The sequence below is a fragment of the Actinosynnema sp. CA-299493 genome (assembly GCF_050946825.1).
In the GTDB taxonomy this organism is placed as follows: Bacteria; Actinomycetota; Actinomycetes; order Mycobacteriales; family Pseudonocardiaceae; genus Actinosynnema.
Window position 1 is genome coordinate 3,295,599 of sequence record NZ_CP191993.1, and the last position, 25,739, is coordinate 3,321,337.

Consider the following 25,739-nt stretch of genomic DNA (forward strand, 5'->3'; position numbering starts at 1 on the left):
GTGGTCCTCGCCCTGGACGACCTCGTGGCCATCGACGTCCACACCCACGCGGAGGTGTCGAGGGACGGCCACCCGTCGTTGAGCCCCGAGCTGCTGGCCGCCTCCGCGAAGTACTTCGGCGCGCACGGCCACCGCCAACCGACCGTCGACGAGATCGCGGCGCACTACCGGGAGCGGCGGATGGCGGCGGTCGTCTTCACGGTCGACGCCGAGCACGCCACCGGCCACCCGCGCATCCGGAACGAGGAGGTCGCGGAGAACTGCGCCGAGCACTCCGACGTGCTGATCCCGTTCGCGAGCGTCGACCCCTGGAAGGGCCGGGCGGGCGCGCGGGAGGTGCGCGGGCTGGTCGAGCGGCACGGCGTGCGCGGCTTCAAGTTCCACCCCAGCCTCCAGGGGTTCGCGCCGAACGACCCGATGGCCTACCCGTTGTACGAGGTCATGGAGGAGCTCGGCGTGCCCGCGGTGTTCCACACCGGGCAGACCGGCATCGGCGCGGGCGTGCCCGGCGGCGGCGGGATCCGGCTGAAGCACTCGAACCCCATGCTGGTGGACGACGTCGCGGTGGACTTCCCGGAACTGCGGATCGTCCTGGCGCACCCGTCGTTCCCGTGGCAGGACGAGGCGCTGGCGGTGGCCACGCACAAGCCGCACGTGCACATCGACCTGTCCGGGTGGTCGCCCAAGTACTTCCCGCCGACGCTCGTCCGCTACGCCGACTCGCTGTTGCAGGACAAGGTGCTGTTCGGCTCGGACTACCCGGTGATCACCCCGGACCGCTGGCTGGCGGACTTCGCGGCGCTCGACCTCAAGCCCGCCGTCCGCCCCAAGATCCTCAAGCACAACGCGGCCAGGCTGCTGGGCCTCGGCACGACGGACTCGGAGCGCACATGACCACCACCGTCAACGGGTCGGCGGAACTCCTCGCGCTGGCCGGGCACGACCTCGGGCGCACCGGCTGGCGCGAGATCGTCCAGGACCGGGTCGACACCTTCGCCGACGCCGCCGACGACCACCAGTGGATCCACGTCGACCCGGCACGGGCGGCCGAGGGGCCGTTCGGCACGACCATCGCGCACGGCTACCTCACGTTGTCGCTGATCATCCCCATGTTCGGGGAACTGCTGGCGGTCGAGGGCGTCCGGCTGAGCGTCAACTACGGGCTGGACAAGGTGCGCTTCCCCAGCCCCGTGCGCGTCGGCGACAAGATCAGGCTCGCGGGCCGCGTCGTCTCGGTGGACGAGGTCGCGGGCGACGGCGTCCAGCTGGTGCTGGACTTCACCGTCGAGATCGACGGCTCGGACAAGCCGGCGTGCGTCGCGCGCGCCGTGTACCGGCACTACCCCTGAGGGGGCCACCATGTCGAACCCGCCTCACCCCCCGGACTTCCCCGACACCACCGGCGTGCCCGATGGGCCCGGCGCGTCCGGCGCGTCCGGCGCGCCCAACGTCCAACTCCGCCGCGCCGTCGCGTCGAGCTTCGTCGGCAGCGTGATCGAGTACTACGACTTCCTGCTCTACGCCACCGCGTCCGCCGTGGTGTTCAACAAGGTCTTCTTCTCCTCCCTCGACCCGCTCGTGGCCGTCATCGCCAGCTTCGGCACGTTCGCCACCGGCTACCTGGCCCGCCCGGTCGGCGGGGTCCTGTTCGGGCACTTCGGCGACCTGCTGGGCCGCAAGCGGATGCTCGTGCTGACCATGGCGCTGATGGGCGTGGCCAGCTTCCTCATCGGGCTGCTGCCGACCTACGCCCAGGTGGGCTGGCTCGCACCGGTCGGCCTGGTCGTCCTGCGCGTGGTGCAGGGCATCGCGGTCGGCGGCGAGTGGGGCGGCGCGGTGCTGATGTCCGCCGAGCACGCCACCCGCAGGCGCGGGCTGTGGGCCGGGTTCACCAACGCCGGCGCGCCGTGCGGGATGGTGCTGTCGACGGTGGCGCTGACGGCGACCGCCGCGCTGGTGGGCGAGCGGGCGTTCCTGGAGTGGGGCTGGCGCATCCCGTTCCTGATCAGCGTCGTCCTGCTCGGCGTCGGGTTGTTCGTGCGGCGCCGGGTCGAGGAGACGCCCGCGTTCCGGGCCGTGCGGGACGCGGGCGGCAAGCGCCGGGCGCCGGTGGTGGAGGTGCTGCGCGACCACCCGCGCGTGCTGCTGCTGGGCATCGGGGTGGGGCTGGCCGCGTTCGTCTCGCAGTCGACGTTGACGACGTTCGTCCTGGCGCACGGCGTGGCGGCCGGTCACGCGCGGCAGACCGTGCTCAACGCGCTCACGCTGTCGTCCGCCTGCGCCGTCGTGGGCATCCTGGGGTGGGCGGCGGCGTCGGACCGCTTCGGCAGGCGGCCGGTGGTGGTGGCGGGCGCGGTCGCGATGGGCGCGTACGCGTTCGTGCTGTTCCCCTTGGTGGACAGCGGTGACGCGGCGTTGCTGACGGTCGCGCTGGTGCTGGGCCAGGGCGTGATCCACCCGATGATGTACGGGCCGCTCGCGGCCCTCTACAGCGAGCTGTTCAGCACCGGGCACCGCTACACGGGCGCGTCCCTCGGCTACCAGGTCGCCGGGCTGGGCGCGGGCCTCGCGCCGCTGTTGTTCGCCGCGATCCAGCGGGCGACCGACGGGCGGGGGTTGACGCTCATCTCGTCGACCATCGCCGCGTTCTGCGTGCTCACCGTCGTGTGCGTGCTGGCGTTGAAGGAGACCGGCACGCGTGACCTCAGGTCGGTCGCCGCTTCCTGAGCCCTTCGCTGACAGGAGGACCGAAGTGCGGAACTCGGGGCTCGGCAGTTGGCCCTACCGGCGGGCGCTGATGTCGCCGGGACGGGTCGCGATCGTCCACTCCGGACAGCTGACCTACGCGGAGCTGGCCGTGCGCGTCACGCGCCTCGCGCACCGGCTGCGCGCGGCGGGCGTGGGCGGGGGTGACCGGGTCGCCTACCTGGGGCCCAACCACCCGTCGTTCGTGGAGGTGATGTTCGCCGCGCACGTGCTGGGCGCGATCTTCGTGCCGGTGAACTTCCGCCTCACCACGCCCGAGGTGGAGCACGTGCTGGCGGACTCGGCGCCCTCGGTGCTGGTGTGCGCGCCGCACTGGGCGGACGTCGCGCGTTCGGCCTTCTCCGGCGTGGTCGTCGCGGTGGACCCGGACTACGAGGAGTGGTTGGCGGAGGGGCCCGCCGCCGCGATCGACGAGGCGGTGGCGCCCGAGGACGTGGCGCTCATCCTCTACACGTCCGGCACGACCGGTCGGCCGAAGGGCGCGATGCTCACGCACGCGAACCTGATCTGGAACACCTACAACCTGTTGGTGGGCGTGGACGTCACCAGCGACGAGCGCACCCTGGTGTCCGCGCCGCTGTTCCACGTCGCCGCGCTCGCGCAGACGTTGCTGCCGACGTTCATCAAGGGCGGCACGGCGGTGATCACCTCGTCGTGGGACGTCGACCAGGTGTACGACCTCGTCGAGCGGGAACGGGTGACGCTGACGTTCGGCGTGTCCACGATGTACGCCGACCTGGCCGCGTCACCGCGCTGGGCCACGGCCGACCTGTCGTCGTTGCGGCACCTGCTGTGCGGCGGCGCGTCCGTGCCCGACTCGCTCATCCGCGCGTACCAGGAGCGGGGGCTGACGTTCTGCCAGGGCTACGGCCTCACCGAGACCGCGCCCGGCGCGACGTTCCTGGAGGCGGGGGAGAGCGTCCGCAAGGCCGGGTCGGCCGGGGTGCCGGTGTTCTTCGGCGAGGTCCGGGTCGTGCGTGACGACGGTGTGGACGCGGGGGCGGACGAGCCGGGGGAGGTGCTGGTGCGCGGCCCGAACGTGACCCCCGGCTACTGGCGCGACCCCGGCGCGACGGCCACCGCGTTCGCCCGCGACGGGTGGTTCCGCACCGGTGACGTCGGGCGGCTCGACGACGAGGGCCACTTGCGCGTGGTGGACCGGGTGAAGGACATGTTCATCTCCGGCGGCGAGAACGTCTACCCGGCGGAGGTGGAGAACGCGCTGGTCGCCCACCCGGACGTGGTGGAGGCCGCGGTGGTGGGCGTGCCGGACCCGAGGTGGGGCGAGGTCGGGCGGGCGTTCGTGCGGTACGCCGACGGCGGCGGGCCGTCGGAGCAGGCGCTGCGGGCGTTCCTGCTCACCCGGCTGGCCAAGTACAAGGTGCCGGTGCACGTCGACGTGGTGGACCGGCTGCCGCGCACCGGCTCCGGCAAGGTCCGCAAGTCCGAGCTGCGCCGACTCCCCCCACCCTAGAACTCGCGCGAGTCCTACCTTCACGCCGCGAGAGTCCTACGTTCGGAACGCGCGTGTCCTACGTTCGCGTACCCCGAGTTGAACGCTCAGGTCACGCGGACCGCGCGGTGAGCCAGGTCGTCGAGCCGTCGTCCGATCGCCTCGGCGGCGGCACGCAGGTCCGGCACGAGGCGGTGCAGGTCGGTGCGTACCGAGCGGACCACGATGCCCAGCGCGCCGGGTGGTTCGTGGCCGTCCGTCGGGATCGCCACGGCGACCGAGCACGAGCCGAGGGTCATCTCCTCGCTGGTCAGCGCATACCCGCGGGACGCCGTGGCACGCAGTTCGCGCGCCAGCCGCGCCCGTTCGGTGATCGTGTAACGGGTGCAGCGGAGCAGAGGGCGTTCGAGGTAGCCGCGCACGAACCCGGGGTCGGCGCGGGCGAGCAGGGCCTTGCCGACACCGGTCGCGTGCAGCGGCAGCCGCGCCCCGACGTGGGAGACGATGGGCACCGAGCGGTGACCGGCGAGCTTCTCCACGTACAGCGCGTCGAACCCGTCGTGCACGGCGAGGTGGACGTTCTCGCGCGTCACCTCGTAGAGGTCCTGCATGAACGGCAGGGCGGCCTCCCGCAGCCGACCGGCCACCGGCGCCAGCGTCGCCGCCTCCCACAGCCGCAGGCCGATGCCGTAGCACCCGTCCGCGTCACGTTCCAGCGCACCCCACGACACCAGTTCGCGGACCAGCCGGTGCACCGTCGCCAACGGCAGGTCCGCGCGCCGCGCCAGCTCGGTCAGCCTGAGCCGCGGGTGCTCGGCGTCGAACACGCCGAGCAACGCCAGCGCCCGCCCGGCCATCGACCGCCGGGGCGCGTCGCGGTTGACCGCCATGCGGCTCCTCCCTCGAACACCGGACTTCCGGACGCTGGAACGCCGGGCACCGAACGTAACCTCGCGTCCGGTTCGGAATCGCCGCCACTTTCACCCAGTGGAAGTCGATCCTGGCGAACGGCCGCACGTCGCCCTTGGCTTGACCCATGCGAACGAGAGTCGGAATCGTCGGCGCGGGTCCCGCCGGCCTGGTGCTGTCCCACCTGCTCGCCGAACGCGGCATCGACTCCGTGGTGGTCGAGACGCGCGGCCGTGCGGCGATCGAGCAGACGATCCGCGCCGGCGTCCTGGAACAGGGCACGGTGGAACTGCTGACCGCGATGGGCGTCGGCGCGCGTGCGCTGGCCGAGGGCGCGCGGCACGAGGGGATCGAGCTGCGGTTCGGCGGCCGGAGTCACCGGGTGGACTTCAGCGGGCTCACCGGCCGGGCGGTCTGGCTGTACCCGCAGCACGAAGTGCTCAAGGACCTGATCGCGGCCCGGCTCGCGGCCGGGGCGGACATCCGCTTCGAGGCGAGCGACGTGGCGTTGCACGGCATCACGTCCGACGAGCCCGTCATCTCCTTCACCGACGCCGACGGCACGCCGGTCGAGCTGCGCTGCGACGTGATCGCCGGCTGCGACGGCTCGTCGGGCGTCAGCAGGCGGTCCATTCCCGACGGCCACCGCACCGACTACTTCCGCGCCTACCCGTTCGGGTGGTTCGGCATCCTGGCCGAGGCCCCGCCGTCCTCGAAGGAGCTGGTCTACGCCCACTCCCCACGCGGGTTCGCCCTGATCAGCACCCGGACGCCCCGGGTGCAGCGGATGTACTTCCAGTGCGACCCCGGCGAACGCGCCGACGACTGGAGCGACGACCGGATCTGGGCCGAGCTGAACGCGCGGGTCGCGGGCGACGGGTTCAGCCTGGCGGAGGGCCGCATCTTCGACCGGGGCGTGATCCCGATGCGCAGCTACGTGTGCGAGCCGATGCGGCACGGCCGGCTGTTCCTGGCCGGGGACGCGGCGCACGTCGTGCCGCCCACCGGCGCGAAAGGACTGAACCTCGCCGTGGCGGACGTCGTCGTGCTCGCCCGCGCGGTGGAGGAGTACTTCGGCACCGGGTCCACCGGGTCGTTGGACGCCTACGGCCCGACCGCGGCCCGGCGGGTGTGGCGGGCGCAGCACTTCTCGTGGTGGATGACGTCGATGCTGCACACCGACCCGGCCGGCTCGCCGTTCGACGTGAAGCGGCAGCTCGGCGAGCTGGAATCGCTCATCTCCAGCACGGCCGCCGCCACGCACCTCGCCGAGGCGTACACGGGCTGGCCGCTGTAGCCACACCCCGGCACGGGTCCGCACAGCTGCGATCGGCGTAATCCGACTGCCGGTAATCGGACCACGGTGAACGATAAAGTTGCGAATCTTCTTTCGAACAGTTTCGAAGGTCGTCGAAGATGGGGCCCGACGCCCGACAACTTCGGTCAGTATCGGTTCAGGTGGCCTGAACCTGGTGTCCAGACAGGGCTTTCGATCCGACCGGCTGAACTGCGCCGAGTCGTTGTGGACTGGTTCGACCGCCCGTTGACCCGTCAGACTGTTGCCTGCGGTCCGGTACGGGTTCGCCGGGTCACCGTGTTTCGGTGCTTGCCAGACCTATCTGTTTCGGTTAATACTTCTAAAAGTTTCAGGCCGGACGCGGTCGGGTGCCGCCCCCGACGGTTCTCGCCTGCGCTGCGCACGCTCTGGAGGACCGACTCAACGACCTGTCGTTGGCGTGGAGGAATCCTGCGGCACCGGGCCCTCCTCCGCCAAGTGCGCGGATCCGGACCACCCCGCCCAGGCGGTCCGGGTCGCCCCGGCAACCAACCACCACCTGCCGAACCCGCAGGTGCTCCGAGAAGGTGCAAACATGAAGCTGACATCGAGGTCAGTGTTGCGAGCGACACTCGTGTCGACGTTGGTGACCGCCACCACGGGTGCCGCGGTGCTCCTGGCGACGTCGGCCAGCGCCGGGACCACGCTCGGCGCCTCGGCGGCCGAGTCGGGCCGCTACTTCGGCACGGCCGTCGCCGCGAACAGGCTCAGCGACTCGACGTACGTCGGGATCCTCAACCGTGAGTTCAACATGGTCACGGCTGAGAACGAGATGAAGATGGACGCCACGGAGCCGAACCAGAACCAGTTCAGCTACGCCAACGGCGACCGGATCGTCAACCACGCCCGGGCCCAGGGGATGCGGGTGCGCGGTCACGCGTTGGCGTGGCACTCGCAGCAGCCGGGCTGGATGCAGAACATGTCGGGCACCGCGCTGCGCAACGCGATGCTGAACCACGTCACGCAGGTGGCCACCTACTACCGGGGCAAGATCTACGCCTGGGACGTGGTGAACGAGGCGTTCCAGGACGGTAGTTCGGGTGCGCGTCGTGATTCGAACCTGCAGCGGACCGGCAACGACTGGATCGAGGCGGCGTTCCGGGCGGCGCGGGCGGCGGATCCGGGTGCGAAGCTCTGCTACAACGACTACAACACCGACGACTGGACGCACGCGAAGACCCAGGCCGTCTACCGGTTGGTGCAGGACTTCAAGCAGCGTGGCGTGCCGATCGACTGTGTCGGCCTCCAGTCGCACTTCAACAGCCAGAGCCCGGTGCCCGGTAACTACCAGACCACGCTGTCGAGCTTCGCGGCCCTGGGCGTGGACGTGCAGATCACCGAGTTGGACATCGAGGGCTCCGGCTCCGCGCAGGCGTCGAACTTCGAGCGCGTGACGAAGGCGTGCCTCGCGGTGACGCGCTGCACCGGCATCACGGTGTGGGGCATCCGCGACACCGACTCGTGGCGCGCCTCGGGCACCCCGCTGCTGTTCGACGGCTCGGGCAACAAGAAGGCCGCCTACACCTCCACGCTCAACGCCCTCAACAGCGGCGGTTCCACCGTGCCCACGTCGACCACGACGTCCACGACGGACCCGACCGACCCCACCACCACGACCACCACTACGACGACGACGATCCCCGGCAACGGCGGCTGCACCGCCTCGGTGTCGCTGAACTCGTGGAACGGCGGCTTCGTCGCCACGGTGAAGGTCACCGCCGGGTCGTCGGCGATCAACGGCTGGACGGTCACGACCGACCTGCCGTCCGGCGTGTCGGTCACCAACGCGTGGAGCGCCGAGCGCTCCGGCACCTCCGGCACCGTCCAGTGGCGCAACGTCAGCTACAACGGCCGCGTCGCGGCCGGGATGTCGACCGAGTTCGGCTTCCAGGGCACGGGTTCGGTCTCGGGGATCTCGCCGAGGTGCACGGCCAGTTGATCACGGCCGGTTGATGCGCCCGGCTGATCGCGGCCGGCCGATCACGCACGGCTGATCACGACGGGCGAAGCCCGGTGCGGGGACCCGCGTCGTCCCCCACCGGGCTTCGCGCTGTCGGCTCTTCCTCGACGCGCACGTCACGCCCCCGTCGTGGAACCGGGGCGCACGATCATCAGCACGACCACGACCGCCCACAGCAGGTTGAACACGCCGGTCGTCATGGCGAGCCGCTTCGCCACGCCCGTCGCGCCGTCGAGCGCCCGCCGCTGCGCGGGCAGGATCGCCAACGCCAGCAGGCCCGCCGCCACCGCCGTCAACACCAACGACACCAGCAGCCACGCGTCACCGAGCACGCCGAGGCTCGCGCCGGTGGCGATGCCGAAGACCGGCACGGCGATGCCGACGGCGGTGTACGTGCGGCACGTCCGGTGCAGGAACACGGCGACGCCGGTCGGCGACTCGCGCGCGAAGCGGGGGAACAGCGAGGCGGCCACCGCGATCGGCCCGACGGCGAGGATCGCGGCGATCACGTGGACCGACAGCAGCAACTTGGTCACCGGGGAACTCCTTGGTGCGTAGACAGCCAACATATGTCGGCTGCCAATAGGTACCACAGCTACCTAGATGGTGTGTAGGCTGCCAACCCATGAAGGCGGACGCGGTGCGCGGGCACCTGGACGCGATGGTGCTCGCGGTGCTCGAACCGGGCCCGCTGCACGGCTACGCGGTCATCACCGCGGTCCGGCACCGCAGCGGCGGCGCGCTCGAACTGCGCACCGGCACCGTCTACCCGGCGTTGAACCGGTTGGCGCGGCTGGGATTGCTGCGCAGCCGCCGGCAGCCCGTGTCCGGCCGGCCCCGACGCTGCTACGAGCTCACCGACGCGGGTCGGCGGCACCTGGCGGAGGCGCGGTCCACGTGGCGGGACTTCACCGCCGCGATCGGCGCCGTCCTCGACCTGACGCCGTCCGCGCGGCACGCCACGTGAGCACCGCGCGGCACGTCGACCCGGTCGAGGACTACCTGGAGGCGCTGACCGCCTCGCTGCACGGCCCGGCGCGGGCGAAGGCCGCGATGATGCGGGAGGTGCGCGACGGCCTGGACGACGCGGTGCAGGCGCAGACCCGCTTCGGCGTGCCCCACGCGCAGGCCGTCCGACGCGCGGTGCGGGACTTCGGCGCGGCGGAGGAGATCGCGCCGTCGTTCCAGCGCGAGCTGACCATCGCCCAGACCCGCCGCACCGCCCGCGTCGCCGCCGTGACCGTGCCGGTGCTGGTGGTGTGCCAACTCCTCGTGCACACCGCCGTCGGCGACTGGCGGTCGGGCGCGCTCGCCGTCCACCTGGCCGCGCTCGCCACCGCCGCCGGCCTGCTCGCCGTGACGGCGCTGGTGGCCACCGGTCCGCTCACCCGCGTGCTGCCCACGCCGCACCGGCTGCCGCTGGTCGTGGCCTGGACCGCGTCCGCCGCCGCCGTGGGCATGGCGCTCGCGGCCGTCGCGCTGGGCGCCACCTCGGCCCTCTCGACCGACTGGCCGCTGACCGCCCTCGCCGGCGTGCTGGCCACCGCATCGCACGGCGTGGTCGCCGCGTCGGCCCGCGAGTGCCGCCGGTGCGCCCAGGCCGGGTTCCGCTGATCGGGCGCAGGCCGGGCGACACGGAGCGTCACGGAGCGTCACGGCGGAATGTCAGGGTGTGAGACAGGCTCTGTACGGACGCGCGGGTTCCGGTGTACGTTCCCGACGGGTCTGGGAGCGCTCCCAGACATCCTTCGAGATGAGGAGGGGCTCAGTGAAGCGCTCCACCGCACTGCTTGCGGCTTGCGCGGTGGCCCTCGGCTCAGCGGCGACGATGCTGCCGAACGCCGTGGCCGCCGCCCAGGGCTGCAAGGTCGACTACGCCGTCACCAGCCAGTGGTCCGGCGGGTTCCAGGGTGGCATCAAGATCACCAACCTGGGTGATCCCATCAGCGGCTGGTCACTGACCGTCGCGTTCCCGAACAGCTCCCAGCGGGTCGTCCAGGGCTGGAACGCCACCTGGACCCAGTCCGGTTCCACGGCCACCGCGACCAACGTCGACTGGAACCGGACGCTGTCCACCGGCGCGTCGACCGACCTGGGCTTCGTCGGCTCCTACTCGGGCAGCAACCCGACGCCGACGTCGTTCGCGCTCAACGGCGTCGTCTGCACCGGTTCGACCACGGGCACGTCCACCACGACGACCACCACGACGACCACGACCACGACCACGAACCCGCCGGTCGGTCGCAACCCGGTCGAGATCAACGGTCAGCTGCGGGTGTGCGGCGTCAACCTGTGCAACCAGTACAACCGCCCGGTCCAGCTGCGCGGCATGAGCACGCACGGCATCCAGTGGTTCGACAAGTGCTACAACAACAACTCGTTGGACGCGCTGGCGAACGACTGGAAGTCCGACCTGCTCCGCATCGCGATGTACGTGCAGGAACAGGGCTACGAGACCAACCCGACCGGGTTCACCAACCGGGTGAACAGCCTGGTCGACATGGCCGAGGCCCGCGGCATGTACGCGATGATCGACTTCCACATCCTCACGCCGGGTGACCCGAACTACAACATCAACCGGGCCAAGACCTTCTTCGCCGCCGTCGCGCAGCGCAACGCGAACAAGAAGAACGTGATCTACGAGATCGCGAACGAGCCGAACGGCGTGAGCTGGGCGTCGATCAAGAGCTACGCCGAGCAGGTCATCCCGGTGATCCGCGCGGCCGACCCGGACGCCGTCGTCATCGTCGGCACGCGCGCCTGGTCCTCGCTCGGCGTGTCCGAGGGCTCCAGCGAGTCCGAGGTCGTCAACAACCCGGTCAACGCCACGAACATCATGTACGCGTTCCACTTCTACGCCGCGTCGCACAAGGACAACTACCGGGCGACCGTCAGCCGCGCCGCGCAGCGGTTGCCGCTGTTCGTGACCGAGTTCGGCACCGTCCTGGCCACCGGCGGCGGCACGTTCGACCGGGCGAGCACCACCGCCTGGCTGGACCTGCTCGACCAGCTCAAGATCGGGTACGCGAACTGGACGTACTCGGACGCGAACGAGAGCAGCGCCGCGTTCCGCCCGGGCACCTGCAACGGTGGTGACTACGCCGGCAGCGGTGTGCTCACCGACTCCGGCGCGTTGCTCAAGAGCCGGATCAGCACGCCGGACAACTTCCCGACCAGCTGACCCGCGCTCCACCGAGGACGGGGCCTCGCGTTCGCGCGCGGGGCCCCGTTTTCTTGTGTCGCTCGATCGGGTGACCCGGCCGACGAGGGGGCCGGATCTCCGTCACGAGACGGTGGACGCCTTGGCCGAGGTCGCCGCTCACTCACCCCGTTCCTGACCCGTCGGCGTCCTTCTTGCGGTCGGTGTGCCCGAGGTCGCGGTCAGGGGCGATCCGGTCCCGCACGAGCTGCTTCAACGCGGCGAGCTCCGGGAACCCACCCTGCTCCTTGCGCGACCACAGCGTCTCGTCCCCGAGCCTGACGTCGAACACCCCGCCCGTGCCGGGCACCAGCGCGACCTCGCCCAGCTCGGTGGTGAACGTCGTCAGCAACTCCTGCGCCGTCCACCCGGCCCGCAACAACCACCGGCACTGGGTGCAGTACTCGATCTCAAGGCGGGGCTCTCTCACCGTCACACCCCCAGTATCGCCGGTAGAGGTGAAGCGAGCGCCCCCGCCGCCGGGCGGCCTCGTCCACTCGCCACCCGTGTGGGGAGGTCACCGCTACTGTTCTGCGGCATGTACGTGAAGTTGTGCGGACTGCGCACGTCGGGCGATGTCGCCGCCGCGGTGGACGCGGGGGCGGACGCGGTCGGGTTCGTGCTCAGCGCGAGCGTCCGGCAGGTCGATCCCGGGACCGTGCGGCGGCTGGTGCGTGAGGTGCCGTCGCACGTGCTGTCCGTCGGCGTGTTCAGCGGGGTGGCGGCGGGGGACGTGCGGCGGCTCGCCGAGGAGGCCGGCGTCGGCGCGGTGCAGTTGCACGGTGATTACCCGCGTGCCGCGTTCGACGAGGTGGCGGCGGCCGGGGTGCCGCTGGTCCGGGCGGTCGCGTTGACGGCGGACACCGACGTGCGGGTCGGCGCCTACGGCGAGCGGATGCTCCTGCTGGACTCGCCCCAGGCCGGTTCCGGCCACCGGTGGGACCTCTCCGCGCTCGACGGAGCCCGGCCGGACGGCCACTGGCTGCTGGCGGGCGGTCTGGGCGTGGACAACGTCGCCGAGGCCGTCGCCCGCGCCCGGCCGTGGGGTGTGGACGTGTCGAGCGGCATCGAGGTGAGCCGCGGGGTCAAGGACCACGGGCTCATGCGGGAGTTCGTCGCCGCCGCGCGTTCCGCGTGATGGCTGCCGCCTGACGGGCAGGACGATCGCCGACGGGTGTTCCGGGCCGTCGTGGACGTGGCCGCTGCCAAGAGGACGGACCGCGAGCGGACCCTCGACGGGGGTCGGGGTCTGTAGGGTCGAGCCCGTGTCCGAGGAACGGTTGTCCGACGTGCTCGCCCGCCGGGTCGTGGTGGTGGACGGTGGCCTGTCGACCGCGCTCACGGCGGCCGGCCACGACCTGTCCGACTCGCTCTGGTCGGCCCGCCTGTTGATGACCGACCCGGACGCCCTCGTGGCAGCGCACCTGGCGTACTTCCAGGCCGGTGCGGAGGTGGCGATCACGTCGAGCTACCAGGCCACGTTCGAGGGCTTCGCCCGACGCGGGCTCACCGGGGCGGAGACGGCCGGGCTGCTGCGGGACAGCGTGGCGCTGGCCCGGCGTGCCGCGTCCGAAGTGGATGGACCGCGGTGGGTGGCGGCGTCGGTCGGTCCGTACGGCGCGATGCTGGCCGACGGCTCCGAGTACCGCGGCGGGTACGGGGTGGGCGGGGGAGCGCTGGAGTCGTTCCACCGGCCCAGGATCGAGGTGCTGGCCGAGGCGGGGGCGGACCTGCTGGCGGTCGAGACGATCCCCGACGTGGCGGAGGCGGAGGCGGTGCTGCGGGTGGTCGCCGGGTCGGGCGTGCCGCTGTGGCTGTCGTACAGCGCGCGGGGCACGCGGACGTGTGCCGGTCAGCCGTTGGCGGAGGCGTTCGAGGTCGTGCGGGGGGTGCCCGAGGTGGTCGCGGTCGGCGTCAACTGCTGCGACCCGGCCGACGTCGACGAGGCCGTGGCCACCGCCCGGCGGGTCACGGGCAAACCCGTCGTCGTGTACCCGAACAGCGGCGAGAGCTGGGACGCCACCGCCCGGAGCTGGACCGGCACGCCGGCCTTCGACCCCGCACGCGTGGCCGGGTGGGTGGCGGGCGGCGCGCGGTTGGTCGGCGGCTGCTGCCAGGTCGGTCCGGGGACGATCCGCGACCTGGCCGCCGCGCTGACGGGCTGACGGGCTGACGAGCTGACGGGCCGCCACGCTGACGGGGCTGACGGGTTGACGGGCCGGCCGGGCGGTCAGCCGCGGCCGATGAACGGCATCGTGGTCGCCATGACCGTCATGAACTGCACGTTCGCGTCCAGGGGCAGGCCGGCCATGTAGCGGACCGCGTCGGCCACGTGGGTGACGTCCATGGTGGGCTCGGGCGCCGTCGAGCCGTCCGGCTGGGGGACGCCGCCGCTCATCCTCTCGGTCATCGGGGTCGCCGCGTTGCCGATGTCGATCTGGCCGCACGCGATCCGGTGGCGCCGGCCGTCCAGGGAGATCGACTTCGTCAAGCCGGTGATGGCGTGCTTGCTCGCGGTGTACGGGGCGGAGCCCGGGCGCGGGGTGTGGGCGGAGACGGAGCCGTTGTTGATGATCCGGCCGCCCTGCGGGTCCTGGTCGCGCATCACCCGGAACGCGGCCCGCGCGCACAGGAACGCGCCGGTCAGGTTCGTGTCCACCACCGTCGCCCACTGCTCCAGCGCGACCTCCCCGAACGGCGTCGAGGCGACGTTCGTCCCGGCGTTGTTGAACAGCACGTCGACCCGTCCCCACCGCTCGCGCACGGTGGCGAAGAGCGCGTCGACCGACGCCTCCACCGTGACGTCGGTCGGCACGACCAGGACGTGCCCGGCCGGCGCCCGGTCGGCGGTCTCGGCCAGCGCGTCCGCGCGTCGCCCGGCGAGTGCCACCCGGTGGCCGGCGTCGAGCAGCGCGCGGGCGACCGCGCGCCCCACGCCCGAACCGGCGCCCGTCACCACGGAAACCTGGGTCATCGCGTTCTCCTCCCGAGTCGGTGCACAAGGTCTACCAGCGTCGATCGCGCGAGGTCACCCGGGCGAGGCGGTACGGTGTTCGCCGTGGTGGCGGACATCGGCAGGACACCCAGGGCGGCGCAGGTCGGGGCGACGCGGCAGCAGATCCTCACCACGGCGGAACGGCTGTTCGCCGAGCAGGGCCTCTACGCGGTGTCCAACCGGCAGATCAGCGCCGCCGCCGGGCAGGGCAACAACACCGCCGTCGGCTACCACTTCGGCACCAAGTCCGACCTCGTGCGGGCGATCATGCTCCGGCACACCTCCCGCATCGAGTCGCTGCGGCAGGACGCGGTGGCCGCCGTGGACGGGTCGCGCGACGTCCGCGACTGGGTGGCCTGCCTGGTCCGCCCGGTGACCACCTACCTGGCCTCGTCGGGCGACCCGACCTGGTTCGCCCGGTTCAGCGCGCAGGTGATGACCGACCCCGCGTTCCGGGTGGTCATGGCCGAGGAGGCGCTGGCCGAGGACTCGTTGCGCCACGTGGTGGACAACCTGATCGGGCTCCTGCCCGACATGCCGGCCGACGTGCGCGAGGACCGTGCCGCGATGGTCCGGCACCTCATCGTGCACGTGTGCGCCGAGCGGGAACGGGCCCTCGCCGAGGGGACCGAGACGCCGAGGTCGACGTGGGACGAGACGGCGAACGGCCTGGTCGACGCGATCACCGGGCTGTGGACGGCGCCGCACACCGCCGACACCCGGTAGGCAGCGGCGGGGAAGCGGTCCGCCTGCGGGAAGGGCCGCGCGTCCGGGGCGGCTCCACCTGGGCGACTCCACCGGGGCGGCGACCGGGGGAGCGGAACGACCGGCGACCGGCCTCGGCTTCCCGAGTCAGGCGAAGAACTCGGTGAAGTGGTCGATCACGGTCTGCGGTGACTCCTCGACCAGGTAGTGGCCCGAGTCGGGGACGACGACGATCCGCACGTCCGTCGCCTGGTTGGGCAGGGTCGCCCGCATCTGCGCGGCGAAGGCGCCACCGGCGAGGTTGGACACCATGCCCAGGACCGGCGCCGTCACCCGGTCGTAGTCGGCGAGGTCCACCACGTCCTGCCCGAACGTGCCGTACCAGGCGTTGCCGCCCCGGATGTTGTCCGGGTCGTCGTAGTGGTGCGCGTACACGGCGCGGTCCAACTCGCCGACGGCGTCGCGGTCCACCAGGAAGTTGTCGAAGATCCAGTCGACGAGCAGGCGGGAGCGCCCCGCGAGGAGCCGCTCGGGCAGCCCGGCGACCTGGTTGAACGCGAACCACCAGGGGTGGTACGGCTGCCCGGGCAGGGGCACCATGCGCAGCTCGTACACCGACTCGTCCGGGTGGAGGATGTCGAGCATGGCGATGCGGTCGGTGGCCTCGGGGTGGTTGGCCGCGAAGCTGAACGCGATCTGGGCGCCGATGTCGTGGCCCGCGAGGTCGGCCCGGTCGTAGCCGAGGGCCCGCACCAGGCCGAGGACCACGGTGGCCATGCTCTTCTTGTCGTAGCCCCCGGCCGGTTTGGCGGAGGTGCCCATGCCCGGCAGGTCGGCCGCGATGACGCGGTGCCCGGCGGCGGCGAGCGCGGGCATGATCTTGCGGAACTCCCACCAGGTCTCCGGCCAGCCGGGCAGCAGGACCAGCGGCTTGCCCGTGCCGCCCGTGACGTAGTGCAGGCGCAGACCGTCCACGGTGACGTGGTCGCTGCGGAAGTCGCCGCCCAACGATCGGGCCAGCTCGGCGTCGGTGGGCACGGCGGCCCCCGGTGTGCCGGCGAAGGTGTTCGTCGAAGTCTTCAGCTCATTGTTCCTCGTCACGTCGTATTCCTCTTCCCAACGTCCGGGCACGCCGGCGGCCATCGCGTTCCGCGATTTCGCCGGGTATTCCAAGCGGCGTGGGCGAACGTCTCTGTTCGGGTTCCGGTAATACGATCGTGTATTACGGAACCGGCCAGTGCTTCTTCCAGGTTGCCCTTCGTCGGAAAGGTGTGTCGTCCAGGGGTCGGTGTCTGTTAAGGGCGGAGGAGTGCGGTGTCGCGCCATTCGGTCGGCACGCGACGCCGGGTGGTTGTGGCATCCGGGTGATGCGGATCGGCATCACATCGGAGCGTGGCCGGTCATCGAGGGGATTTGCGCTGGTCGCCGCCGAGAGATGAGTGCAACTCACGAGTTGCGCGTCTTGCGCACGTTGTGCAACCATTCGATTGCTTTCAGTGTCGATCAGTGCCGGCCGGCTCCCGCCCCGTCGTGAGGACGACCACCCACCACGCGGGCACGTCGACCCTCCGCCGCGCGAATCGCGGCGGACGCGCCCTCGACCCCGAACGCCATCCGCGACGACGCGGGCAGCCTCGTCGACCGACCACGGCCGGCCCGACGACGTGCCGCTGTCGACCACACCGGGTCCTGGAGAGGAACCACCTCTTGACTGCCGACACCACCACCTCGCCGGCCCGCTTCACCGGCCGGGAGCGGCTGATCCTGCTGATCCTGCTCGGCTCCGGGTTCATGCTGTCCGTCGACTTCTCCATCCTCAACGTCGCGCTGCCGCAGGTGGGCGAGGGCGTCGGGTTGGACCTGGCGGCGCTGCCGTGGATCGCCTCCGCCTACGCCCTCCCCGCCGCCGGCTTCACCCTGCTGTTCGGGCGGTTGGCCGACCTGTTCGGCAGGCGGCGGCTGCTCCTGGGCGGCATGGTGCTGCTGACCGGCGCGTCGCTGCTCGGCGGCTTCGCCACCAACCCCGAGATGCTGCTGGGCGCGCGTGCGCTCCAGGGGCTGTCCACCGCCATGACCATCCCGGCGGCGCTGTCCCTGCTGACCACGACGTTCAAGGAGGGCGCGCGGCGTGACCGCGTCCTGGGCCTGAACGGCGCGCTGCTGTCCGCCGGCTTCACCGTCGGCGCGCTCATCGGCGGCGCCATGGTCAGCCTGCTGAGCTGGCGCGCGGCGTTCTTCATCAACGTCCCCGTCGCGGTGCTGATCCTGGTGGCGACGCCGATGCTGATCAGCGAGAGCAGGACGCCGGAGCGGGTGAAGCTGGACGTGCCCGGCGCGGTCGCCGTGACCGGCGGTCTGCTGGCCGTGGTCTACGCGATCGTCGAGCGCAGCGTCGTCGCGGCGGTCGTCGGCGTCGTGCTGCTGGCCGCGTTCTGGCTGATCGAGCTTCGTGCCGCCGCCCCGTTGACGCCGGTGCGGATCCTCAGGCGCCCCACCGTGAAGTGGGGCAACTACGCCGGTCTCGTCATCCTCAGCATGGAGACGGCGATGATCTTCCTGATGACGCTGTACCTGCAGCACGTCCTCGGGCTCACCCCGTTGCTCACCGGTCTGGTCTTCGGCGTGCCGGGGCTGGCGGCGGTGTTCGCGGGCCCGGTCGCCGGGCGCTTCATCGGCCGGTACGGCTACCGCAAGGTGTTGGTCACCAGCATGACCGTGCAGGCCCTCGCGACGGTGCCGCTGGTGTTCGTGGGCACCGACCGCCTCGGCCTGCTCATCCTGCTGCCGGCGCTGTTCATCGGCTTCTTCGGCCACGTGGCGTCCATCGTCGCCTACACCGTGACCGGCACGTCCGGCCTGCCGAACGAGGAGCAGGGCCTGGCCACCGGCCTCACCTCGATGACCCAGCAGGTCGCCATCACGATCGGCATCCCGGTCCTGAGCGCCATCGCCGCCACCCAGAGCACCGAGCTGGCCGGCATCCACCTGGCCCTGACGGTCAACGTCGTCTTCACGTTCGCCGGCATCGCGCTCGTCTGGTTCGGACTGCGCCCGCGCGTCGAGGTCGAAGCCGAGACCCCGGCGCCGGCCGCGGTCCGGTAGCGAGTGCGGTCGGCATTTCCCGGAAGGTCGCGGCGACGGTTCACCGGCCGTCGCCCGGCATTTACCGACGCATTCCCGGTGGGTGCGGAACAATGCCGTCCGGTGGTGCCGGGAGCAAGCCGCGAGTAGTTCCCGACAGGCCTCCGCCATAACGTGGGGTGAGCGGGCCGGTTCCGGCCGGCGCTCCCCACGTGAGGAGAAGCATGGACATCACCGGCAAGGCGATCCTGGTGACCGGGGCCAACCGCGGCATCGGGAGGGCGTTGGTCGAGGAGGCGTTGGCACGGGGTGCCGCGCGCGTGTACGCCGGCACCCGTCGACCACTGTCGCACCCGGACGAGCGCGTCGTGCCGGTGATCTTGGACGTCACCGACGCCGCGCACATCCGGGCGGCCGTCGAGCAGGTCGGCTCCCTCGACGTCCTCGTCAACAACGCCGGTGTCCTGGAGTTCGACGACCTGACCGACCGGGAGCTGCTCGACCGGATGCTCGCGGTCAACTTCTACGGCGTGCGCGACGTGACCATGGCGTTCCTGCCCAAGCTGGTCGAGGGCGGCGGCGCCGTCGCGAACAACATCTCGGTGAACGGTTTCGTGGCGCTGCCCCTGAGCGCGTCGTACTCGATCTCGAAAGCGGCGGTGCTCGCGCTGTCGCAGTCGCTGCGCGCCATCCTGGCGTCCCAGGGGGTGAGCGTGCACTCGATCCTCACCGGCCCGGTGGACACGGACATGACCGCGGGGCTGGAGATCGCCGAGAAGGCGTCACCGGAACTGGTGGCGCGCAACATCCTCGACGGGATCGGGGAAGGCGCCGAGGACATCTTCCCCGACCCGTTGTCGCAGGGCCTGGCCGACGACTGGCGCGCCGGCCTGCACAAGGAGCTCGAACGGCAGTTCGCGACGGTCTACGAGGCCGCGAAACGGGGGTAGCGCTCAGGAGGGGGACGTCAGCGGACCGGGCGGGCGCTCGCCCCGCCGCAGCGCGACGGCGAGCGCGGCGAGGAAGACGATGCCGGCGACCACCGTCAGGCTGTTGAGCACCACGACCGTCGTCAGCATCCCCGCCGTCACGACGCCCGCGGAGGTCTGGGTCGGCGCGATCACCGCGATCAGGAACGTCAGCACGCCCGAGGCGGCCAGCACCAGCCACGTCAGCGCCGCGCCCGCCACGTGCGCGGCGTTGCGCCGCCAGGCCCACCACACCCAGACGGCCAGACCCGGGGCCGCCCACACCCAGTGGAACGGCCACGAGACCGGTGACACCAGCAGGCCGGTCAGCGCGCAGGTGAAGACGCCGACCGCCTCCTGACCACGCCGGCTCGCCCACGCGGCGACCCCGAGCCCGACGGCGCCGATCGGGACCGCGAGCACCAGCCAGAACCACTGCGCGTTCAGCACCCCGGGCAGGTGCGCGAGCACACCGCGGATCGACTGGTTGAACGGCGCCGCGCCCGGCGTCATCATCCGCCCGATGTCCACCACGAGCCCGCCCGCCCACCGCGCCGACGGACCGGGCAGCACGAGGAAGCCGACGAGCACGGTGGCCGCGAACGTCCCCGAGGCCACCGCGGCGGCCCGGGCGCGGCGGGTGAACAGCAGGTAGGCGATGAAGATCAGCGGGAGCAGCTTGATCCCCGCCGCGATCCCGATGGCGACGCCCTGGAAGCGCCCGGTCCGGCGGGTCAGGTCGGCCACCAGCAGGAGCAGGAGCAGGATGTTGATCTGACCGACGGCGAAGTTCAGCATCACCGGCGCCAGGGGCAGCGCCGCCGCCGCGGCCAGGAGGGCGAACGTCGCCCGCCGGTCCCGCGACCGCGGCGCCACCAGCCCGAGGGCCAGCCAGATCGCCGTCTCAAGCGCGAGCACGTTGACGAAGGTCCACCCGGCGAACGCCACCGGGACGCTCGCCAGGCCCAGCACGGCCAGCACCACCGCGCCGAACGGCGGGTAGGTGAAGGGGTACCCCTCCACGGTCGCGACGTCGTAGGGCGAGATCCCGTCCAGCACCGCCGAACCGGCCACGTGGTAGACCCGGAAGTCCGGTCCGATCAGCCACAGCGGGTCGGGCCGCGCGATGGCGGCGACGAGGACAACCGTCACGGCCGCCGCGAGGGCGAGCGCGGCCACCACGATCCCGGCGGAGGGGCGGGTCGTCGTCGCGGTGTGCTCCGGGACGTCGGTCCTCGTCATGGGGTCATTCCTCACGTCGCCGGGACCAGGGGCGCGCCACCGCGGACTCCGGGCGCCGCTCCACCTGGCCGAGCGCGCGTGATTCCACTCCCGCGGTCCTGCTCCGTTCCTCTCTACCCGGTCCCGGTTCGCACCGACTACCGCTGACCGGGCGACCGCGGCCGGTGCCGAACCGATGCCGACGCGCGATCGGGAGACCACGTTGCGTCGCGGCCCGATCGCCGGCAGTCTTAAGTCAGTTGATTGAATCAAGTCAGAGGAGGCGGTCCCGGTGGCGCTCGGAGACACCGACCACGTGCTGGACTACCCGATCCCCGGTCCGGCCGCGCTGGAGCCGCCCGCGGCGTGGGCCGAGCTGCGGCAGGGGTGCCCGGTCGCCCACGTCCGACTGCCCAGCGGCGACGCGGCGAGGCTGCTGACCCGCTACGAGGACGTCAAGCAGGTGCTGGCGGACCCCCGGTTCACCCGCAACCTCGACGCGCCGGACGCGGCCCGGATCGCCGCGAACGAGTCCGGCGGCGTGTTCAACAGCGGCCTGGGCAAGGCCATGCGCGAGGAGTACCACCAGCAGTGGCGGCGCATGGTCGGCAAGTGGTTCACCGCCAAGCGCATGACGGCGCTGCGGCCGGGCATCGAGGCGATGGCCGAACGGCTGGTCGACGACATGGTGGCGGGCGGCGCGCCCGCCGACCTGAAGGCCGCGCTCGGGTTCCCGCTGCCGGTGTGGGTCATCTGCGACATGCTCGGCGTGCCGGAGAGCGACCGGGACAAGTTCGCCTACTGGTCGAACACCCTGCTCAGCCTCACCCGCTACACGCAGGCCGAGATCGACGCCGCCCAGGCCGAGTTCGCCGCCTACATGAGCGCCCACATCGCCGCGACCAGGGCAGACCCGGGTGAGGACCTGATCAGCGAGCTGATCACCGCCGCGGCCGGCGCCGGCCACGTCATGCCCGACGAGGCGCTGCTGGCCACCTCGCAGGGCCTGCTGGTGGCCGGGCACGAGACCACGGCCAACATGATCGGCAAGATGGTCGGGATGCTCCTGGCCGACCGGACGCGGTGGGAGGCGCTGCTGGCCGACCCGTCACTGGTGCGCACCGCGGTGGAGGAGGCGTTGCGCGCCGACGCCAACCCCGGGTTCGGCATCCCCCGCTACATCACCGAGGACGCCGAGATCGGCGGCAGCGTCATCCCGCGCGGCACGACCGTGGTGTGCAACCTGGCCTCGGCCAACCGGGACGAGGACGCCTTCGCCGACGCCGCCGAGCTCGACCTGGCGCGCACCCCGAACACGCACCTGGCGTTCGGCTCGGGCGCGCACTCGTGCCTGGGGCAGTCGCTGGCCCGCACCGAGCTCCAAGCCGTGCTGGACGTGCTGCTGCGCCGCCTGCCGACGCTGGAACTGGCCGTGCCCGCGGCCGAGCTGGAGCGCGTCGACGGCCTCGTCATCGGCGGCCTGCAGGAACTGCCCGTCCGCTGGTGACGGCCCACGAACCGAAGGAGCGCGACAGATGAAGGTCTCCGTGGACGAGGACAAGTGCTGCGGGGCGGGCTCGTGCGTGCTGGCCGCGCCCGACGTGTTCGACCAGCGGGACGAGGACGGTGTGGTGGTGCTGCTCGACCCCGAACCCGCCGAGCACCTGCACGCCGCCGTCCGCGAGGCCGCCGACGTGTGCCCGGCGGCGGCGATCCTGCTGGGCGACCGGGCGTGACGTCGCTCCCCGAGGTGTCCGACGTGCTCGTCGTCGGCGCCTCGGCCGCCGGCCTGGCCACCGCCGAGGCGTTGCGCCGCAAGGGTTTCACCGGCGGGCTGACGCTGCTCGGCGACGAGGAGCACCCGCCGTACGACCGGCCGCCGCTGTCCAAGCAGGTCCTCTCCGGCGCCTGGGAACCCGAGCGCGCTCGGCTGCGCGGCCAAGCCGTGCTCGACGAGCTGGGCGCGGAGTTCGTCCTCGGCGACCCGGCGGTGTCCCTGGACCTGCCCGCGCGCGCCGTCCGCACCGCGTCGGGGACCGTGCTGCGGGCCGACGCCGTGGTCGTCGCCACCGGCGTGCGGCCGAGGACCCTGCCGGACCAGGCGGGGATGGGCGGCGTGCACGTGCTGCGCACCGTGGGCGACGCGGTGGCGTTGCGGGCCGACCTGCTCACCGCCTCACGGCTGGTGGTCGTGGGCGACGGCGTGCTCGGCGCGGAGGTCGCCGCCACGGCGCGCGGCCTCGGCCTGGACGTCACCCTCGCCGGACCGCAGCCCGCGCCGCTGGCCGCCCAGCTGGGGCCGCTCGCGTCCGGCCTGCTCGCCGAACTGCACGCCGGGCACGGTGTCCACCTGCGCCTCGGCGCCGCCGTGCTCGGCCTGACCGGGCGGGACGGGCGCGTCACCGGCGTGCGCCTGGACACCGGCGACGTGCTGCCGGCCGACGTCGTCGTGGTCGCGCTGGGCGCCGTCCCCAACACCGACTGGCTGCTCGGCAGCGGCCTGCCGCTCGACCACGGCGTGGTGTGCGACGCGAGGTGCCGTGCCGCGCCCGGCGTCTACGCGGTCGGCGACGTGGCGCGGTGGCACCACGAACACCTGGGCTCGTCGCTGCGCCTGGAGAACCGGACCAACGCCACCGAGCAGGCCGGGGTGGTGGCCGACAACATCCTGGGCGCGGACCGCGCGTACACCCCCGTGCCGCACTTCTGGACCGACCAGTTCGACGCCAGGCTCCAGGTCTTCGGCTCGCTGCCCGTCGACGCGGAGGTGTCCGTCGTGGACGATGACGTCACCGCGCGCCGGTTCGTCGCGCTCTACCGGCGCGCCGGTTCGCCGGTCGGCGTCCTCGGCTGGAACATGCCCAAGCAGGCACGCCTGCTCCGGCAACGCGTGCTCGGCCAGGTCGTGGCCGCGGGAGGACGACCATGACCGTGCGACCGCCGAGTGCCCGTGCGGCGGCCGGGGGTCACTTGGACCAGGTGATGGGGGACTTGTCGTAGCCGTCGCCGTTGGCGTAGCTCGCGGCGGCGACCGCGGCGCCCTCGCGGGCTCCCTGGAGCACGCACGTCTCGTACTTCGCGCCCACCGTGGTGAAGTCCTTCTTCGCCGTCTCCGACTCGCACTGCTTGGTGTCGCCGCTGATGATGACGCCGGTGCCCTTGCCGTCCGCGCCGAGCGCCCGCAGGCTCAGCGAGCTGTAGGACAGGTCGGTGCCGCCGACGTTCTCCACGGTCACCCTGATGTAGAACGGCGTGATGCCCTTGGCCTTCTCGCCGAACGCGGCCAGGTCGGCGTTGGCGCCCTGGTCGATCGCGGTGACGGTGATGGCGATCGTGCCGTTCTTCTCCGTGCCGTACTTGAACGGGATCACCGCGCGGTCGCCGACCTTGAGCTCCGTGCCGGGCGCGGTGACGTCGCTGACGGGGGCGTCGTCGGCGGGGGCCGGGGCCGTGCTCTTCGACGTGGTGCTCGTGGTGGACTCGGTGGTTTCGGTCGCCTCGGTGGTGGCGGCGGGCGCGGCGGTGCCCGTGGTGGCGTCACCGCACGCCGTCAGCAGCAGCGCGAGCGCGCCCACGGATGCGACCAGCGTGCGATTGACCTGCATGAACGACACTCCTCGAACTGAACGGGGCCGGCGCGTGCGCGCGGGGGCGGTGCGCGGCCGAAGTCGCCCTGACCGCACGGCCGACCGTAGCCGCACTCGGGCCAACCCACTGTGGTCCGTTCGTACCACAAGCCCCGCCCGCTGCCTGCCGCCCCGACTGCTGCCTGGGCCCGCCGCCCGCCGCAGCGACCGCCGTGTCAGCCGCCGGCCGCCGTGCCGACCGCGACGGGGCAGCACGACGGTCGTGCTCGGGGTCAGGTCAGGTTCTTGCGCAGCACGTCCCACTCGGTCGCGCACAGCCCGCAGCCCGCGCCCACGAACTGGGCCTTGCTCGCCTGGTCGCCCTTGAGGTGCCACTTCAGCCAGTGCCCGCCGACCCGGCCGAACTCGCCGCCGTTGGGCTGGTCGAACGTGCCGAAGTGCCCGACGTCGAGGTTGCCCATGAACGCGGGCAGCCCGGCGGGCAACCGGCCCCAGTCGTCCACCGCGTTCTCGTAGGCGATGTCGGTCGGTCCGCCGATGAAGTAGGCGATCGGCACGCGCAGTCGCTGCAACAGGTAGTTCTGCGAGTCGTTGAGCAGGCCGCTGTTCCACAGCGCGGTGGTGGTCAGTCGTGGGTCGGACGCGACCTCGTAGGTCTCGATGCCGCCGCACGACTGGCCCATCACGGCGATCTTGGTGGTGTCGATCCGGCCGTAGTACTTGCTGCTGCGCCGGGAGTTCTCCGCGATCGTCCAGTCGATGGAGTCGGTGAGCATCCCGGAGTCGGTCGAGCCGCTGCCGCCCGGTCGGCCGTTGGCGATGACCAGGAAACCGTGCGAGGCCCACTCGGTCAGGATGTTCTCGAACCACGTCCCGTCCGCACGGCACGCGCCGTTGCCCCAGGCGACGATGGGCAGCTTGACGCCGGCCGGCAGGGTGTTGGGCCGGTAGATCGTGTGGTTGGTCAACCGCAAGGTCGTCTCGTAGCCCGCCGAGTAGGGACCCGAGCCGCCCAGAACCGAGGGTGGCCCTCCGACTCTGACCCCGGCCCCCGTTCCGGCCGCCGCGCCGATCGTGCCGGTGGTCGTCGCGGTCAGCACTCCGGCCAGGGCGAGGACGGTGAGGATCGCACTGCGCAATCGCATGGCTTCTCCATCGGTGGCGTGGGTGGATTGGTGCGACGCCACCGGAATCTGGCGCACCGCACCCACCCACCGCCAGCGCTGGCGCGAGGGACGGGCAAAACCACCGATACCCCACCACCCGCCCCCGGCACGGAACCGAACCGCCACACGTCACCGCACGGGTGGTCCTACCCATTCGCGACCAACGGCCGCCGCAGCAGGCGTTCCACAACGTCCGGCTCTCCCGACGGTGGGGCCGTGCCGAGTCTGCTGTTGGGACGGAGGAGTGATTCGCCCACTCGATCGGGTCAGGAGTGCAACCTGTGACAACCCGAATCGCATTACTCGTGTTAGCCGGATAAAACGGCCGGCCGGCGGCGACCACGGGTGGGCCGGTGCGGATCGGTGGAGTCAGGAGGTCGGCCTCCTCGGGTC

25 protein-coding genes are annotated in these 25,739 nt (G+C 71.9%); 17 read left to right on the forward strand and 8 right to left on the reverse strand.

The features are described from left to right. From ACQPYE_RS15285 to ACQPYE_RS15300, 4 genes are read left to right on the forward strand one after another with little or no spacing between them, the layout of a single operon-like run. Complete coding sequence (locus ACQPYE_RS15285; protein ID WP_498721877.1) at window positions 1–894, forward strand: amidohydrolase family protein; 894 nt, start codon at window positions 1–3, stop codon at window positions 892–894. Continuing rightward, complete coding sequence (locus ACQPYE_RS15290; protein ID WP_498721878.1) at window positions 891–1,349, forward strand: MaoC family dehydratase; 459 nt, start codon at window positions 891–893, stop codon at window positions 1,347–1,349. The genes ACQPYE_RS15285 and ACQPYE_RS15290 overlap by 4 nt, the downstream gene beginning before the upstream one ends. A gap of 10 nt (window positions 1,350–1,359) precedes the next feature. Continuing rightward, on the forward strand, window positions 1,360–2,727 hold the full coding sequence (locus ACQPYE_RS15295; RefSeq protein ID WP_498721880.1) for an MFS transporter: 1,368 nt from the start codon (window positions 1,360–1,362) through the stop codon (window positions 2,725–2,727). A 25-nt stretch (window positions 2,728–2,752) separates the two neighbouring features. After that, window positions 2,753–4,240: an acyl-CoA synthetase gene (locus ACQPYE_RS15300; RefSeq protein WP_498721883.1), complete on the forward strand. Its 1,488-nt coding sequence runs from the start codon at window positions 2,753–2,755 to the stop codon at window positions 4,238–4,240. Between the two features lie 86 nt (window positions 4,241–4,326). Here the strand turns inward: ACQPYE_RS15300 and ACQPYE_RS15305 are convergent, their stop codons facing one another. After that, window positions 4,327–5,109 carry an IclR family transcriptional regulator gene (locus tag ACQPYE_RS15305; protein ID WP_498721885.1) on the reverse strand — a complete coding sequence of 261 codons (783 nt, stop codon included), beginning with the start codon at window positions 5,107–5,109 and terminating at the stop codon, window positions 4,327–4,329. Between the two features lie 146 nt (window positions 5,110–5,255). On the opposite strand from ACQPYE_RS15305, the gene ACQPYE_RS15310 reads away from it, so the two are divergent. Then, window positions 5,256–6,425: a 4-hydroxybenzoate 3-monooxygenase gene (locus ACQPYE_RS15310; protein WP_498721887.1), complete on the forward strand. Its 1,170-nt coding sequence runs from the start codon at window positions 5,256–5,258 to the stop codon at window positions 6,423–6,425. Window positions 6,426–6,999: 574 nt separating this feature from the next. Then, on the forward strand, window positions 7,000–8,403 hold the full coding sequence (locus ACQPYE_RS15315; protein ID WP_498721889.1) for an endo-1,4-beta-xylanase: 1,404 nt from the start codon (window positions 7,000–7,002) through the stop codon (window positions 8,401–8,403). Window positions 8,404–8,540: 137 nt separating this feature from the next. On the opposite strand, the gene ACQPYE_RS15320 is transcribed toward ACQPYE_RS15315, so the two are convergent. Continuing rightward, complete coding sequence (locus ACQPYE_RS15320; RefSeq protein ID WP_498721891.1) at window positions 8,541–8,960, reverse strand: hypothetical protein; 420 nt, start codon at window positions 8,958–8,960, stop codon at window positions 8,541–8,543. 89 nt (window positions 8,961–9,049) lie between these two features. On the opposite strand from ACQPYE_RS15320, the gene ACQPYE_RS15325 reads away from it, so the two are divergent. The 3 genes from ACQPYE_RS15325 (at window position 9,050) to ACQPYE_RS15335 (ending at window position 11,605) form a co-directional block, all read left to right on the forward strand. After that, on the forward strand, window positions 9,050–9,391 hold the full coding sequence (locus tag ACQPYE_RS15325) for a PadR family transcriptional regulator (RefSeq protein WP_498721893.1): 342 nt from the start codon (window positions 9,050–9,052) through the stop codon (window positions 9,389–9,391). Then, window positions 9,388–10,038 (forward strand): permease prefix domain 1-containing protein, encoded by a 651-nt coding sequence (locus ACQPYE_RS15330; protein ID WP_498721894.1) that lies wholly within the window; start codon window positions 9,388–9,390, stop codon window positions 10,036–10,038. Before ACQPYE_RS15325 ends, ACQPYE_RS15330 begins: the two co-directional genes overlap by 4 nt. A 154-nt stretch (window positions 10,039–10,192) precedes the next feature. Next, window positions 10,193–11,605: a cellulase family glycosylhydrolase gene (locus ACQPYE_RS15335; protein WP_498721895.1), complete on the forward strand. Its 1,413-nt coding sequence runs from the start codon at window positions 10,193–10,195 to the stop codon at window positions 11,603–11,605. A gap of 142 nt (window positions 11,606–11,747) precedes the next feature. Here the strand turns inward: ACQPYE_RS15335 and ACQPYE_RS15340 are convergent, their stop codons facing one another. Further along, complete coding sequence (locus ACQPYE_RS15340) at window positions 11,748–12,053, reverse strand: Rdx family protein (protein ID WP_498721896.1); 306 nt, start codon at window positions 12,051–12,053, stop codon at window positions 11,748–11,750. 108 nt (window positions 12,054–12,161) lie between these two features. Here ACQPYE_RS15340 and ACQPYE_RS15345 point away from each other — a divergent pair, with 108 nt between their 5' ends. Beyond that, entirely contained in the window at window positions 12,162–12,761 is a 600-nt protein-coding gene (locus ACQPYE_RS15345; RefSeq protein ID WP_498721898.1) for a phosphoribosylanthranilate isomerase, read from the forward strand. 127 nt (window positions 12,762–12,888) lie between these two features. Beyond that, complete coding sequence (mmuM, locus tag ACQPYE_RS15350; RefSeq protein WP_498721899.1) at window positions 12,889–13,788, forward strand: homocysteine S-methyltransferase; 900 nt, start codon at window positions 12,889–12,891, stop codon at window positions 13,786–13,788. 65 nt (window positions 13,789–13,853) lie between these two features. On the opposite strand, the gene ACQPYE_RS15355 is transcribed toward mmuM, so the two are convergent. Beyond that, window positions 13,854–14,597 (reverse strand): SDR family oxidoreductase, encoded by a 744-nt coding sequence (locus ACQPYE_RS15355; RefSeq protein ID WP_498721900.1) that lies wholly within the window; start codon window positions 14,595–14,597, stop codon window positions 13,854–13,856. A gap of 84 nt (window positions 14,598–14,681) precedes the next feature. Here ACQPYE_RS15355 and ACQPYE_RS15360 point away from each other — a divergent pair, with 84 nt between their 5' ends. After that, the gene (locus ACQPYE_RS15360) at window positions 14,682–15,344 is read left to right on the forward strand and encodes a TetR/AcrR family transcriptional regulator (protein WP_498721901.1); all 663 of its coding nucleotides are present in this window, start codon (window positions 14,682–14,684) and stop codon (window positions 15,342–15,344) included. Between the two features lie 126 nt (window positions 15,345–15,470). Here ACQPYE_RS15360 and ACQPYE_RS15365 read toward each other — a convergent pair whose 3' ends face one another. Further along, on the reverse strand, window positions 15,471–16,424 hold the full coding sequence (locus ACQPYE_RS15365) for an alpha/beta fold hydrolase (RefSeq protein WP_498721902.1): 954 nt from the start codon (window positions 16,422–16,424) through the stop codon (window positions 15,471–15,473). A 606-nt stretch (window positions 16,425–17,030) separates the two neighbouring features. Between ACQPYE_RS15365 and ACQPYE_RS15370 the strand changes: the two genes are divergently transcribed. Beyond that, window positions 17,031–18,425 carry an MFS transporter gene (locus tag ACQPYE_RS15370; protein ID WP_498721904.1) on the forward strand — a complete coding sequence of 465 codons (1,395 nt, stop codon included), beginning with the start codon at window positions 17,031–17,033 and terminating at the stop codon, window positions 18,423–18,425. A gap of 203 nt (window positions 18,426–18,628) precedes the next feature. Beyond that, the gene (locus tag ACQPYE_RS15375) at window positions 18,629–19,354 is read left to right on the forward strand and encodes an SDR family NAD(P)-dependent oxidoreductase (protein WP_498721905.1); all 726 of its coding nucleotides are present in this window, start codon (window positions 18,629–18,631) and stop codon (window positions 19,352–19,354) included. Window positions 19,355–19,357: 3 nt separating this feature from the next. Here ACQPYE_RS15375 and ACQPYE_RS15380 read toward each other — a convergent pair whose 3' ends face one another. Then, window positions 19,358–20,614, reverse strand: coding sequence for a glycosyltransferase 87 family protein (locus ACQPYE_RS15380; RefSeq protein ID WP_498721906.1), 1,257 nt, complete (start codon window positions 20,612–20,614; stop codon window positions 19,358–19,360). A 271-nt stretch (window positions 20,615–20,885) separates the two neighbouring features. On the opposite strand from ACQPYE_RS15380, the gene ACQPYE_RS15385 reads away from it, so the two are divergent. The 3 genes from ACQPYE_RS15385 to ACQPYE_RS15395 are packed head-to-tail and all read left to right on the forward strand — an operon-like array spanning window position 20,886 to window position 23,522. Next, window positions 20,886–22,100 carry a cytochrome P450 gene (locus ACQPYE_RS15385; protein WP_498721907.1) on the forward strand — a complete coding sequence of 405 codons (1,215 nt, stop codon included), beginning with the start codon at window positions 20,886–20,888 and terminating at the stop codon, window positions 22,098–22,100. 28 nt (window positions 22,101–22,128) lie between these two features. After that, complete coding sequence (locus tag ACQPYE_RS15390) at window positions 22,129–22,329, forward strand: ferredoxin (RefSeq protein WP_053719766.1); 201 nt, start codon at window positions 22,129–22,131, stop codon at window positions 22,327–22,329. Further along, window positions 22,326–23,522: an NAD(P)/FAD-dependent oxidoreductase gene (locus ACQPYE_RS15395; protein ID WP_498721909.1), complete on the forward strand. Its 1,197-nt coding sequence runs from the start codon at window positions 22,326–22,328 to the stop codon at window positions 23,520–23,522. The genes ACQPYE_RS15390 and ACQPYE_RS15395 overlap by 4 nt, the downstream gene beginning before the upstream one ends. 37 nt (window positions 23,523–23,559) lie before the next feature. Here the strand turns inward: ACQPYE_RS15395 and ACQPYE_RS15400 are convergent, their stop codons facing one another. Together ACQPYE_RS15400 and ACQPYE_RS15405 are read right to left on the reverse strand one after the other, a co-directional pair. After that, window positions 23,560–24,198, reverse strand: a complete 639-nt coding sequence (locus tag ACQPYE_RS15400; protein ID WP_498721911.1) for a hypothetical protein — start codon at window positions 24,196–24,198, stop codon at window positions 23,560–23,562. Between the two features lie 254 nt (window positions 24,199–24,452). Then, the gene (locus ACQPYE_RS15405) at window positions 24,453–25,325 is read right to left on the reverse strand and encodes a poly(ethylene terephthalate) hydrolase family protein (RefSeq protein ID WP_498721912.1); all 873 of its coding nucleotides are present in this window, start codon (window positions 25,323–25,325) and stop codon (window positions 24,453–24,455) included. Between the last annotated feature and the right edge of the window lie 414 nt (window positions 25,326–25,739).